10 protein-coding genes are annotated in these 12,881 nt (G+C 59.0%); 5 read left to right on the top strand and 5 right to left on the bottom strand.

All coding sequences use genetic code 11. The annotated features are described in order from the left end of the window. Positions 1-2 precede the first annotated feature (2 nt). Positions 3-599 carry a ferric reductase-like transmembrane domain-containing protein gene (locus ACR0B0_RS18640; RefSeq protein ID WP_480649119.1) on the top strand — a complete coding sequence of 199 codons (597 nt, stop codon included), beginning with the start codon at positions 3-5 and terminating at the stop codon, positions 597-599. On the opposite strand, the gene argF is transcribed toward ACR0B0_RS18640, so the two are convergent. After that, on the bottom strand, positions 596-1,522 hold the full coding sequence (gene argF / locus ACR0B0_RS18635) for an ornithine carbamoyltransferase (protein ID WP_170398860.1): 927 nt from the start codon (positions 1,520-1,522) through the stop codon (positions 596-598). The two genes, ACR0B0_RS18640 and argF, sit on opposite strands and share 4 nt — an antisense overlap. A 75-nt stretch (positions 1,523-1,597) precedes the next feature. Next, the gene (locus ACR0B0_RS18630) at positions 1,598-2,785 is read right to left on the bottom strand and encodes an acetylornithine transaminase (protein WP_480649069.1); all 1,188 of its coding nucleotides are present in this window, start codon (positions 2,783-2,785) and stop codon (positions 1,598-1,600) included. Between the two features lie 292 nt (positions 2,786-3,077). On the opposite strand from ACR0B0_RS18630, the gene ACR0B0_RS18625 reads away from it, so the two are divergent. Further along, complete coding sequence (locus ACR0B0_RS18625) at positions 3,078-3,959, top strand: DMT family transporter (RefSeq protein WP_480637366.1); 882 nt, start codon at positions 3,078-3,080, stop codon at positions 3,957-3,959. A 42-nt stretch (positions 3,960-4,001) separates the two neighbouring features. Here the strand turns inward: ACR0B0_RS18625 and ACR0B0_RS18620 are convergent, their stop codons facing one another. Then, positions 4,002-4,805 (bottom strand): ABC transporter permease, encoded by an 804-nt coding sequence (locus tag ACR0B0_RS18620; protein ID WP_170362588.1) that lies wholly within the window; start codon positions 4,803-4,805, stop codon positions 4,002-4,004. Positions 4,806-4,931: 126 nt separating this feature from the next. On the opposite strand from ACR0B0_RS18620, the gene ACR0B0_RS18615 reads away from it, so the two are divergent. Then, positions 4,932-5,507 (top strand): GcrA family cell cycle regulator, encoded by a 576-nt coding sequence (locus ACR0B0_RS18615; protein ID WP_170414445.1) that lies wholly within the window; start codon positions 4,932-4,934, stop codon positions 5,505-5,507. 5 nt (positions 5,508-5,512) lie between these two features. Next, on the top strand, positions 5,513-6,157 hold the full coding sequence (locus tag ACR0B0_RS18610) for an NUDIX hydrolase (protein WP_217354400.1): 645 nt from the start codon (positions 5,513-5,515) through the stop codon (positions 6,155-6,157). 1 nt (position 6,158) lies between these two features. Here the strand turns inward: ACR0B0_RS18610 and ACR0B0_RS18605 are convergent, their stop codons facing one another. Both ACR0B0_RS18605 and ACR0B0_RS18600 read right to left on the bottom strand, forming a co-directional pair. After that, positions 6,159-7,235 (bottom strand): DUF2235 domain-containing protein, encoded by a 1,077-nt coding sequence (locus ACR0B0_RS18605; RefSeq protein ID WP_170362536.1) that lies wholly within the window; start codon positions 7,233-7,235, stop codon positions 6,159-6,161. Then, positions 7,213-9,504, bottom strand: a complete 2,292-nt coding sequence (locus ACR0B0_RS18600; RefSeq protein WP_480649067.1) for a xanthine dehydrogenase family protein molybdopterin-binding subunit — start codon at positions 9,502-9,504, stop codon at positions 7,213-7,215. The genes ACR0B0_RS18605 and ACR0B0_RS18600 overlap by 23 nt, the downstream gene beginning before the upstream one ends. Before the next feature lie 141 nt (positions 9,505-9,645). Here ACR0B0_RS18600 and ACR0B0_RS18595 point away from each other — a divergent pair, with 141 nt between their 5' ends. After that, positions 9,646-12,807 carry a valine--tRNA ligase gene (locus ACR0B0_RS18595; protein ID WP_480649065.1) on the top strand — a complete coding sequence of 1,054 codons (3,162 nt, stop codon included), beginning with the start codon at positions 9,646-9,648 and terminating at the stop codon, positions 12,805-12,807. The last annotated feature ends 74 nt before the right edge of the window (positions 12,808-12,881 follow it).

Here is a 12,881-nt window from a genome sequence, read left to right as displayed (position 1 = left end):
TGATCCGCAGCCTTTTGATCTGGGCGGCTGTGATCGCCGCCATAGCTGTGCCGCTGATTGCGGCGGCGCATAGCCCTTTATTGGAGTGGCGCGACCCAGTCTACATCGTGGCCGGGTTTGCCGGAGTGCTGAGTATGGGGCTGTTGTTGCTGCAACCCTTGCTGGCCGGGCGCGACTTGGCTGGATTACTGCCTTTGGCCAGCCGGCGCTGGCATCGACGGGTTGGCATCACTCTGATCATCGCCCTTGTGGTGCATGTGGGCGGCTTGTGGATCACCAGCCCCCCGGATGTTGTGGATGCGTTGCTGCTCGTCTCACCCACCCCGTTTTCAGCCTGGGGCGTCGTTGCGATGTGGGCCGCCTTCGCTGCCGCCTGTCTGGGCATCTTTCGGCAGCGTCTGGCCCCGCGGTACCGTATCTGGAGGCTGGGTCACACAGGGTTAGCCGCCATAACCATTGTCGGCAGTGTCGTGCATGCGATGCTGATTGAAGGGACGATGGAGATCATGACCAAAACCGCCCTCTGCGTTCTGGTTCTGTTGGCGAGCGTCCGAACGCTCGCCAGATTGCGTGTGTGGGATATCCGGCGGCGCAGTTAAACGCCCAGACACCAGCGCATGACCGCCTTTTGGGCATGCAGACGGTTTTCAGCTTCGTCAAAGATTACCGAGTTCGGTCCGTCCATGACCTCGGATGTCGCCTCTTCCTCGCGGTGCGCAGGCAGGCAATGCATGAACAGCGCATCCGGCTTGGCATGAGACATCAACTCGGTATTCACCTGATAGGGGCGCAGCAGGTTGTGACGACGCTCTTTGGCCGATTGGGAATCGTGCATCGAGACCCAAGTATCGGCCACGATCAGATCGGCATCTTCCACGGCTTTGTAAGGGTCACGCTCGACCACGATTTTCGAACCCTTCTGACGGGCGAACCCCATGAATTCTTCCTCGGGGTCGAACTGAGCGGGACCGGTGAAGGTCAGATCGAATCCAAACTGGCCCGCCGCATGCAGGAACGAGGCGCAGACGTTGTTGCCGTCTCCGGTCCAGACCACTTTTTTTCCTTTGATCGGCCCGCGATGTTCTTCAAAAGTCAGCACGTCAGCCATGATTTGGCAGGGATGCGTACGGTCGGTCAGGCCGTTGATCACCGGCACGTCGGAATATTCAGCCATCTCGGTCAGGATGGTTTCATCGAACGTCCGGATCATGATCATGTCGACATAACGCGACAGGACACGGGCCGTGTCGGCAATGGTTTCGCCGTGGCCCAGTTGCATGTCCTTACCCGACAACACCATGGTCTGCCCGCCCATCTGCCGTACGCCCACATCGAAGGACACGCGCGTTCGGGTCGAGGGTTTCTCAAAGATCAGTGCGACCATGCGGTCCTTGAGCGGCTGATCATTATCCTGCGCGGCTTTGGGGCGACCCAAACGGGCCTGTTTCATTTCGCCGGCCTGATCGATCATCGTCCGCAGATCGCCTGCATCGGTTTTGTGGATATCGAGGAAATGGTTCATATCGTTTCGCTTTTGGCTGTCGGTCGCCGGGGGCTCTGCCCCCGGCCCCCCGGAGTATTTAGAAAAAGATGAGGATTACGCGGATTCGAGGCTGGCTTCGACTTGTGCGGCAGCCTTGTCGAGGCGGATCATGGCCTGAGCAATGTCATCCTCGGTCAGCGTCAGGGGCGGCAACAGGCGGATGACATTGTCGGCGGCGGGAACGGTGATGACCTCATTGTCATAGCCCGCGTTAACCACATCGGTATTGGTCGCCTTGCATTTCAAGCCCAGCATCAGGCCCGTACCGCGCACCTCTTCGAACACGTCGGGGTGATCGGCGATCAGGCCTTCGAGCTTCTGGCGCAGCATCCCCGCCTTGCGGTTCACGCCTTCAAGGAAAGCAGGCGTTGCCACCTGATCGATTACCGCGCAACCCACGGCGCAGCCCAGAGGGTTGCCCCCATAAGTCGAGCCATGGGTACCCACGGTCATACCGCTGGCCGCGTCTTCGGTGGCCAGCACCGCGCCTAAGGGGAAGCCGCCGCCGATGCCTTTGGCAACCATCATAATATCGGGGGTAATACCCGCCCATTCGTGGGCAAACAGCTTGCCGGTGCGGCCAACGCCGCATTGCACCTCATCCAAAATCAACAACAGGCCATTGTCGTCGCATATCTGGCGCAGGGCTTTGAGTTCCGCGTCGGGCACCGGACGAATGCCGCCCTCACCCTGAATCGGTTCGATCAGGATCGCGGCGGTCTTGTCTGTGATCGCATTGGTCACGCCGTCAAGATCGCCGAATGTGACATGCACGAACCCGGGCAACAGCGGGCCAAAGCCCTTGGTCATCTTTTCAGATCCAGCCGCCGCGATACCAGCCGACGACCGGCCATGGAACGAGCCGTCAAAGGTAATGATCTCGACCCGTTCGGGTTGCCCCTTGTCAAAGAAATACTTGCGGGCCATTTTCACGGCCAGCTCACAGGATTCCGTGCCCGAGTTTGTGAAGAAAACCGTATCGGCGAAGGTATGTTCAACCAACTTATCCGCCAACGCTTGCTGCTGCGGGATGTTGTACAGGTTCGAGACATGCCAAAGTGCGTGCGCTTGTTCAGTCAGCGCGTTGACCAGCGCCGGATGTGCGTGGCCAAGCGCATTCACCGCAATCCCGGCACCTAGGTCAAGGAAACGTCGGCCATCCGCCTCGGTCAGCCAGGCGCCTTCGCCCTTCACGAAAGTCAGGGGCGCGCGATTATAGGTCGGCAGAACGGACGGGATCATCGGATCATCCTTTTCGTTAGGTTAAGCCCCGTGAGTGATACACGAAGGCCGGATTCGTCAACAGATTTGGTGGGATTTGCGCGGATTTACAGCGCGCAATGGATCAAACAGGCCGGTTACGCAGTAATGCGTCGGCGTCGGAGTCGCAGGATATGTGCGTGTTTGATCATGCGGGGCCGTATAGCCGTGTGTTTGACTTCTGAAAACCCCGAATTTCCAAAATCAGAAACTTCACTTTGAAACTCAGCTTTTATCGCTTGCCATTTAGGGCGCAGTGACGCACCGCTGGGTCATGACACCCGCGCGCCAGAACCCTGCCCTTGCGGCTTTGCTGATCGTCACCGCCAGCGCCTTTCTGGCCGCAACCACACTTCTGGCTAAAGCGTTGGGGACGGATACCTTAGGCCCGGCGTTGCATCCGATGCAGATCAGCCACGGACGGTTCCTGTTCGCGTTTCTGGTGATCGTCAGCGCGGTGGGCGTTTTGCGCCCACGGTTAAGCCGCCCGCATTGGGGGTTGCATATTGGGCGGACGAGCTTTGGCTGGGTGGGGATTACGCTGATGTTCGCCTCGGTCGCGTTCATCCCGATCTCGGATGCCACTGCGATTTCCTTTTTGAACCCCGTCTTTGGCATGGTCCTGGCCATCCCGCTGTTGAAAGAGGGCGTTGGGCCGTGGCGCTGGCTGGCCGCTGCTGTTGCTCTGACCGGTGCATTGATCCTGCTACGCCCGACACCGGCCAGCTTCCAACCTGCGGCGTTGCTTGCCCTGACGGCGGCGGCTGTGATCGGGATGGAGCTGATCTTTATCAAAAAGCTTTCGGGCCGTGAAATTCCCATCCAGATTCTGTTGATCAACAACGCGATGGGGCTGACCATCGCCTCGGTCGCGGTCAGCTTTGTGTTCCAGATGCCAACGCCCGAACAATGGATCGCGCTGGTGGCAATCGGGGTGCTGATGGCCTGTGCCCAAGCCTGTTTCGTCAACGGGATGGCGCGCGCGGATGCATCCTTTGTGGCGCCAATCAGCTATGCCACACTGATCTTTGCCGCCCTCTATGACTTTGCGGTGTTTGGCGTTATCCCGGATGTGGTTAGCCAAATCGGTTCTGCAATCATTCTGACGGGCGGACTAATCCTTGTCTGGCGCGAGGCACGCGTCAGAACCGCCTAGCTAGGCGTTTTTTTGGGATTGCGGGATCCAAAACCTGCACCGTCATGCTTTCAGCCTGTATCCCTTTCGCAGCATCTGCCAGGTAATGGCGCAGACAATCAACGTTGCGCCACTGCAAACCGCGAAACCCAGTGCGGGTGAGCTGTCAGACACCCCGATCATGCCATTTCGCAACCCATCAATCAGGTAGAATACCGGGTTCACGTGGCTGAGGCGGTTGAGAACAGGTGGCAATGCCTCGACCGAATAGAATGTACCCGACAGGAAGGCCAGCGGCGTGACGATGAAATTGGTAATCGCCGCCATTTGATCGAACTTGTTGGCAAATATTCCCGCAAACAGGCCCAACGCCCCCATGAAAGCACCGCCGAGAACAACAAACAGCAGCGCAATCAACGGGTTCCGCGGCACCAGCCCCAGCACCAGCGCCAGCGCAACGGCAACCACACAGGCGATCAGAACACCACGCACGATGCCTCCCGCCAGATAGCCCAATAGAATTTCCAACGGAGACAGTGGTGGCATCAACGTATCAACAATGTTGCCCTGTACCTTGGCAATCACCATCGAAGACGAGGTGTTGGCAAAAGCATTCTGAATCACGGTCATCATCATGATACCCGGCGCCAGAAATGTCAGGAACGGCACCCCCATCACGTCGGGTCGGCTGGGGCCAATAGCGATGTTGAAGATCAGCAGAAACAGACCTGCGGTCACCAGCGGCGCCAACAGGGTCTGGGTCCAGACCGCCAGAAAACGCAATGTTTCGCGCTGAGCCAACGTAAAAAGACCCATCCAGTTAACCGCTCCGAAACGGTGTTCGTTCTGCTCAAGGGGTATCCGCATCATCTGACCTCAACCTGATTCGAAGACTGCTTGTAACTCGGGGCGCAGTGATTAGAATAGGGGGCTGAGACGATTTCCCAAGGCGGCCCGAATCCGGGGCCGCTTTCCGCTTTTGAAAGGCAAATGATGTCCTGGACTGACGAGCGTGTAGAGCTGCTGAAGAAAATGTGGGGCGAAGGCCAGTCGGCCAGCCAGATCGCCAAGGAACTGGGTGGGGTGACCCGCAACGCCGTAATCGGCAAGGTGCACCGTCTGGGCCTGTCGAACCGTGCCACCGGTGCATCCCCGGCCAAGGCCGAGCCCAAGGAAAAACCGACCCCCGCGCCCAAGGCCGAGGCCAAGCCGAAACCGACACCCAAAACCGAACCGGCCCGCCCGGCCCCCGCACCTGCGGCCGAGGCCAAGCCCGCTGTGCCTGCCCGCCGCCAGATCATTCCGGCTGGTCAGCCGCTGCCACCGCAGCCTTCGGCCAACGAAATCAGCCCCGAGGCTTTGGCCAAGGTCAATGAGATCGAGAAGAAGGCTAAGAAACTGACGTTGATGGAACTGACCGAGAAGACCTGCAAATGGCCTGTCGGCGACCCTGCGACTGAGGATTTTTGGTTCTGCGGCCTGCCTGTGGAAGCCGGCAAACCTTATTGTGAGGCGCATGTGGGCGTGGCATTTCAGCCGATGAGCTCGCGCCGCGACCGTCGGCGGTAAGGAAGATGCGCCAGGATCCGACTGCACTGGAGGATGCCTGGCTGAAACGGGCAAAACGCTTGTTGGCGCTGGCCGAAACCGGCCAGCATTTCACCAAAGACCCATTTGATCGCGAACGCTATGACGAGATCGCAGCCATGGCCCGCGCCATGCTGGCCGATTTGGGCCGGGTGCCCCTATCGCGGATCGAGGGGCTGATCTCGGATCATGCTGGTGGTTATGCCACGCCCAGCATCGACATTCGCGGCGCTGTAATCCGTGATGGCCACATTCTGCTGGTCCGCGAACGACTGGACGGGCTGTGGGCCATGCCGGGTGGTTTTGCGGACATTGGCAGCTCTCCAGCGGAAAATATGGAACGTGAAGTCTGGGAAGAGGCTGGGCTGCAGGTCCGTGCCAGACACCTCTATGCTCTGCGCCACAAGGCACGGCATCCCTACCCGCCGGATTCGCGAGATTTTTATAAACTTTTCTTCCTGTGCGATGAGGATGGCACGGACGCCCCGCAGCCGGGTGCCGAGACCAGCGACGCGGCCTTCTTTCCCCCGGACAAAATACCTGCACTATCTTTGGCACGAAATATTCACGCGGATGTCACAGCAGCGTTCCGCGCCCATTCAACAGACCAATCCCAAACTCTGTTCGATTGACCTATTGCGCCGGGTGCGAGGACGAATCCGGCATCGGCACCCAACCCGGCAGTTCATCGGGGGCGACCGAGACATGCAGTTGCTCGGACTGGTCCATCCCGACTTTGCGATGCTTGCGCAGCAGGAAAACCTTGCCCCACCCCCGCCAGGTCCCGACCGAAGTTGCAGTAGTTGAAGTTGGGAACCGGTCGCGCCAGCCTTCGGGCAGCGGCAATCCATGCTGCTCGGCCTTGTCCAGCATCCAGATCAGGGAAATATTGCTGAGGGGACGCGCCTCTTCAAACCCGTTCAATTGCCCGCCCACGTCGCCATGTGTGCCACGGAACCAGACCTGTTCCACATGCCCCTTGAATTCGGGCGTACATTTCCACAGAACCGGCTCGTACACCTCGCGCGTCTCGTCCAGCGCCATTGCGTGATAGCCATGCCGGGTGGCGGGGCCAAGTTCATGGTTGTGAAATGCGTGCTTATCCTCGGCCCAGCGCCATAGCAGCGGAAGACGCAGGCCCAACGCCTTGACGGTGTCCCAGACACCGATCATTTCAATTGCGAGCTCGTCATGACAGAATTTTTGGCGGAACTCACAGGCTGCCTCGCCGCTAGGCGTACATTCATAGTGGCGATAGGCCTGCTTGATGTTGCGCTCGGTCGCGTGTTCGGCCTTGAGCAGACCGATCATGTCGATCACGCCCGCAAGGCTGCGCACGCCGTAAGCGCCGCGCGAATAGCCGATGAAAAATATCTTATCACCAGGTTTGTAGCGTGACGCCAGATAGCCATAGGCCCGCCGGATTTGCCGGTTGATGCCGCGCCCCATCATCACGTCCAGAGAAGTTTTCCAGCTTTCCCACTGCACACCGGATTCGTAAAAGACTGAGACCTTGCCGCCCATCTCGCGGCACAGATGGTAGGTCTGACCCGCATGAGTTTCAAACCCCGGCTCCAACGTCGACATGGTGCCGTCAAGGATAATGACATGACTAATAGGTTCACGGTGCAGCGCCTCGGCCGAATGTTCGGACCGCAAAGGCCGTCCGAGCCATCCAAGTATCTTTTTACTTAGCCGTGACAGAACCATGCGTCAGCAATTCCCAAACTCTTAGGGGTGTGAATGGCATATCCGCCTGCCGTACCCCATGTTCCCAAAGCGCGTCCTGCACCGCGTTCGCCACAGCGGCCAGCGCGCCCACGGTGCCGGCCTCTCCGCATCCCTTCATACCCATTGGGTTCGAAGTTGACGGAACCGGCGCCGAGGTAAACTTTATCATGGGTATCTCAGACGCACGGGGCAAGGCGTAGTCCATCAACGAAGCCGTGAGCAGTTGCCCCTGCGCATCATGCTCAACACGCTCGGAAAGGGCTTGACCAATGCCCTGCACCACGCCGCCATGCACCTGCCCCTCGGCCAACATCGGGTTAATAAGATTGCCGAAATCGTCAACTACGGTGTAGCGGTCGACCCATGTTTCGCCGGTGAAACAATCAATAACGATTTCGGCAACATGTGCGCCATTCGGATAACTGCGTGCGTCCAGCGTAATGCGCGCCTCATGTTGCAGAAGATCGGTTCGGCCATCGGCGCGGGCCATCTCGGCCGCTTCGATCAATGTAGGCGTCAGGTTTGACCCTGGCGCGCGGAATGTTTCGTGATCAAAATTCACGTCAGCCTCCTCGACGCCCATCTTATCGGCCAGATAAGGCGCGAATGCGGCGATCATGACGTCGATTGTGGCCAGGGTGGCCGTGTTTTGGACTGTAACGGACCGCGATCCTCCTGTCCCTCCTCCGGCAGGTAACTGATCGCTGTCCCCCTGGATGACATTGATCTGATCCAACGGAACTCCGATCTGATCCGACAAAAACTGGGTATAGGCCGTCTCATGGCCCTGGCCGTTTGATTGCGTCCCCACATAGAGGTTCACGGTGCCATCTTCGCAGAATGCGATCTTTGCGTTCTCGGAAGGGTCGCCCAAAATACTTTCGATATAGTAACAGATGCCCTGCCCCCGGATCAGGCCGCGTTCGGCATCAGCCGCCTTACGGGCAGCAAAACCTAATGTCTGTTCACTCGCGCGGCTCAGGACCATGTCGAAATCGCCGACGTCATAGACCTCACCAGTCGTCGTTTTGTAAGGAAAAGCTTCAGGCCGGATGAAGTTTTTGCGCCTCAACTCCCACGGATCGACGCCCAATTCACGCGCGGCGCGGTCCATAGCCCGTTCAAGCACATAGATAGCCTCAGGCCGACCAGCGCCGCGATAAGCGTCCACCTGCGTTGTGTTGGTAAAGAACCCTTCGACCCGCAGATAAGAGGTCTGCACATCATAGGCCCCCATCAGAACTTTGCTGAACAGATTTGTCTGGATTGCCTGACCGAAATGGCTGTTATAGGCCCCAAGATTGACCTTGCTATGCACGCGGTAAGCGGTAATTCGGTGGTCTTCATCAAAAGCCAGCTCAGCCAGCGAAGTCAGGTCGCGCCCATGGTGATCAGACAGCATCGCCTCAGATCGGTCCGACATCCAGTGAACGGGTTGGCCCAGTTTCATCGCGGCGACAGCGACACAGAAATACTCGGAATACGGCATCACCTTCATGCCAAACCCACCGCCCACGTCGGGCGTGGTGACCCTAATGAATTCAGGTTCCAGCTTCAGCTTCTGCGCCAATTGCCCGCGCATCGCCCAGACGCCCTGCCCGCTATAGGCAAAGTGCAACCGCCCATCGGACCAAGCAGCCTGACAGCCGCGCGGCTCAATCGATGTAACGATCACCCGGTTATCCGCAACGTTCAGTTGCACTCTGTGCGCGGCGTCCTGAAAGGCCGCTTCGGTCGCTGCCTCATCCCCCATGCCCCAGTCAAAGGCACGGTTGTCAGGAGCTTCGATGTGCAGCGGTTCGCCGCTCATCTCCAGGTCAAGCTTGGCGGGCAGATCCTCGGTTTCCATCCAGATCAACTCGACCGCATCACGGGCCTGTATCTGCGTTTCGGCGATGACCACCGCGACCGGCTCACCGACAAAACGCACGCGGTCCTTGGCCAGCATGTGGCGATCCGGCGCCGCCGCTTTCGAGCCGTCCCGGTTCGACACAAGCGCCGCGTTTAAAACCGTGTCGATCCCGGCCTCAGTCAGTTCGTCCAGCGCCATGACCAGCCGCACGCCATTCGCCTCACGCGCGGCATCCAGATCCAGCGCGGTGATCCGCCCATGCGCAACCTGGCTGCGAAAAAACGCCGCAAACAGGGCGTCGCCGGGCACAGCATCGTCGATGTATAGCCCCTTCCCGGTTAGAAACCGCTGATCCTCGGTCCGTTTGACCGGCTGACTTTTTCCGAACTTGTCCATTGGATGCTCCTGCCTCGGCCTGTAGGGGCGACTTTAGGCTGCACCGGTTCGTTGTCCAGAGTACCCGCAGACCCTTCCCCTTCCCCTGCGCATTCGTTATTGCAGGCGCTGACCCAAGATTGATGACGCAGGACGCACCCCATGGTGATGGAAAAGACATTCAACGCGGCCGAGGCTGAGGCCCGCATTTACGAGACCTGGGAACAGGCCGGAGCCTTCAAGGCAGGCGCAAACAAATCGCGCGACGAAAGCTTTACCATCATGATCCCGCCGCCCAACGTGACGGGCGCGCTACACGTGGGCCACGCCTTCAACAACACGCTGCAGGACATTCTGATCCGCTGGCACCGTATGCGTGGCTTCGACACGCTGTGGCAACCGGGTCAGGACCACGCCGGTATCGCCACCCAGATGCAGGTGGAAAAGATGCTGGCTGCGACCCAACAGCCCGGACGGCGCGAGTTGGGCCGTGAGAAGTTCCTTGAGAAAGTCTGGGAATGGAAAGGCGAATACGGCGGCACGATCATCGAGCAGTTGAAGCGTCTGGGCTCATCCTGCGACTGGTCGCGCAATGCCTTCACTATGGCCGGTGCGGCGGGCGATCCACGCACGGGGCACGAGAACTCCGCCAATTTCCATGACGCAGTCATCAAGGTCTTCGTCGACATGTACGAAAAGGGCCTGATCTATCGCGGCAAGCGACTGGTCAACTGGGACCCGCATTTCGAGACCGCGATCTCGGACCTTGAAGTCGAGAATATCGAGGTCGCGGGTCATATGTGGCACTTCAAATACCCCTTGGCGGGCGGTGAAACATATGAGTATTTGGAAAAAGATGAAGATGGAAATGTGACTTTCCGCGAGGAGCGCGACTATATCTCGATCGCCACCACGCGGCCCGAAACCATGCTGGGGGACGGCGCGGTTGCGGTTCACCCGTCGGATGAGCGTTACGCGCCAATCGTTGGAAAACTATGCGAAATCCCGGTTGGCCCGAAGGAGCATCGCCGCCAGATTCCGATCATCACCGACGATTATCCCGATCCCGATTTCGGCTCGGGCGCGGTGAAGATCACCGGTGCGCATGACTTCAACGACAACATGGTTGCCAAGCGCGGCGGCATTCCGATGTACCGTCTGATGGACACCAAAGGCGCGATGCGGGCCGATGGCGCCCCTTACGCAGACGAAGCAGGGAAAGCGCAGGAATACGCGCGTGGGCGTAAATTTACCGAGAACGAAATCGACGCAATCAACCTTGTCCCTGATCACCTGCGTGGCCTCGACCGGTTTGAGGCGCGCGCGAAAGTGGTCGAAGAAATCACCGCCGATGGACTGGCCGTCTTGTGCCGCGCCGATGACGCACGTCTGGGTTCGACCGCGCTGAAGCCCGAGCATGAAGGTGCCGACAAGCTGGTCCCGCTGGTCGAGAGCAAACCAATCATGCAGCCCTTCGGCGACCGCTCGAAAGTTGTCATCGAGCCGATGTTCACCGACCAGTGGTTCGTCGACGCCGAAAAGGTTGTCGGCCCCGCGCTGGACGCGGTCAAAGACGGCACGGTCAAGATCATCCCCGAGTCAGGCGAGAAGACTTATTATCACTGGTTGGAAAACATCGAGCCCTGGTGCATCTCGCGTCAGCTGTGGTGGGGGCACCAGATTCCGGTTTGGTATGGGATCGACCTGTCCGCAGAAGGGTTCAAAGACGACGAGAACGACGGCGATCTTGATCTGGTCGAGTTAGGCCGTTTGCTGAACGAAGGCGGCATGCTGCACCGTGGAAATGTCATGGAATGCGCGGCGAGCCTTGAGGCCGTTACAGAAAAATTCCTCGACGACAATGCCAACATCCCCAGCCCGTTGAGCCACGCGACCGTTATCGAAGTCGCAGACAAACAGGAAGCGATCCATCAGTTCGCTGAAAGCCTTGCTCAATACGCTGTCGACCAAGACCCGACCAAGCTTGTCTATCCGGTGTGGCGCGACCCCGACGTCCTCGACACCTGGTTCTCATCAGGTCTCTGGCCCATCGGCACCCTGGGCTGGCCCGAGCAGACCGAGGAACTGGAGCGCTACTTCCCCACGGATGTGCTGATCACCGGCTTCGATATCTTGTTCTTCTGGGTCGCCCGGATGATGATGATGCAGCTGGCCGTGGTCGATCAGATTCCGTTCCACACCGTCTACCTGCACCAGCTCGTCCGTGACGAGAAGGGCAAGAAGATGTCCAAAACCACCGGCAACGTCATCGACCCGTTGGAGATCGTCGACGAATTCGGCGCTGACGCGCTGCGTTTCACCAACGCCTCGATGGCGGCGATTGGCGGCGTGCTGAAACTGTCCCGCGAGCGCATCACCGGTTATCGCAACTTTGGCACCAAACTGTGGAACGCCGTCCGCTTTGCCGAGATGAACGAGGTCTTCACCGACGCCGTGCCGCAACTGGACGTAGCCGACTTGAAACCCAAAGCCGCCGTCAACCGCTGGATCATCGGCGAAACCGCCCGTGTGCGGGCCGAGGTCGACGCGGCGCTGGAAAGCTACCGCTTCAACGACGCGGCCAATGGGCTCTATGCCTTTGTCTGGGGCAAGGTCTGCGACTGGTATGTGGAACTCTCTAAACCTTTGTTGCAAGGCGATGACGCCAAGGCGCAAGCCGAAACCCGCGCCACAATGCGCTGGGTTCTGGATCAGTGCATGGTCCTGCTGCACCCGATTATGCCTTTCATCACCGAAGAACTGTGGGGTCTAACCGGCAACCGCGCCAAGATGGTCGTCCACGCCGACTGGCCGACTTACGCCGCCGCCGACCTGATCGACGCTGATGCGGATCGTGAGATGAACTGGGTAATTTCGGTGATTGAAAATACTCGCTCGGCCCGTGCGCAGATGCGGGTTCCCGCAGGGCTCTATGTGCCGATGTTGGTGACCGAGATCGACGCCCACGGACAGGCAGCGTGGGACCGCAACGAGGCGCTGATCAAGCGTCTCGCACGGATCGACAGCCTGACCAAGGTCGACGACCTACCCAAAGGAACGATTTCCATTGCCGCACCGGGCGCCACTTTCGGCCTGCCACTGGCGGATATCATCGACATCGGTGCTGAAAAGGAACGGCTGGAAAAAGCCAAGGGCAAGTTGGCTAAAGAACTGGGCGGTCTGCGTGGACGTCTGAACAACCCGAAATTCGTGGCCTCGGCCCCGGAGGAGGTTGTTGCCGAAGCCAAGGCCAATCTCGCCGCCCGCGAAGAGGAAGAAGAAAAGCTGAACGAGGCGCTGGCCCGCCTAGCCGAAATCGCCTAATATTCATCTTTTCAAAAATACTCAAATCCCAAACCCCGCCGCGTTTGCCACGGTGGGGTTTACTTTTGCACACA

The sequence above is a fragment of the Ruegeria sp. BA12 genome, from assembly GCF_056539625.1.
The sequence above is the reverse complement of the archived record's forward strand: the minus strand, read 5'-3'. Positions and strand labels throughout refer to the sequence as shown.

Coding starts and splice junctions, on each gene's coding strand:
- argF (WP_170398860.1), bottom strand. CDS start 1,522: ATGAACCATTTCCTCGATATCCACAAAACCGATGCAGGCGATCTGCGG.
- ACR0B0_RS18630 (WP_480649069.1), bottom strand. CDS start 2,785: ATGATCCCGTCCGTTCTGCCGACCTATAATCGCGCGCCCCTGACTTTC.
- ACR0B0_RS18625 (WP_480637366.1), top strand. CDS start 3,078: ATGACACCCGCGCGCCAGAACCCTGCCCTTGCGGCTTTGCTGATCGTC.
- ACR0B0_RS18620 (WP_170362588.1), bottom strand. CDS start 4,805: ATGCGGATACCCCTTGAGCAGAACGAACACCGTTTCGGAGCGGTTAAC.
- ACR0B0_RS18615 (WP_170414445.1), top strand. CDS start 4,932: ATGTCCTGGACTGACGAGCGTGTAGAGCTGCTGAAGAAAATGTGGGGC.
- ACR0B0_RS18610 (WP_217354400.1), top strand. CDS start 5,513: ATGCGCCAGGATCCGACTGCACTGGAGGATGCCTGGCTGAAACGGGCA.
- ACR0B0_RS18605 (WP_170362536.1), bottom strand. CDS start 7,235: ATGGTTCTGTCACGGCTAAGTAAAAAGATACTTGGATGGCTCGGACGG.
- ACR0B0_RS18600 (WP_480649067.1), bottom strand. CDS start 9,504: ATGGACAAGTTCGGAAAAAGTCAGCCGGTCAAACGGACCGAGGATCAG.
- ACR0B0_RS18595 (WP_480649065.1), top strand. CDS start 9,646: ATGGTGATGGAAAAGACATTCAACGCGGCCGAGGCTGAGGCCCGCATT.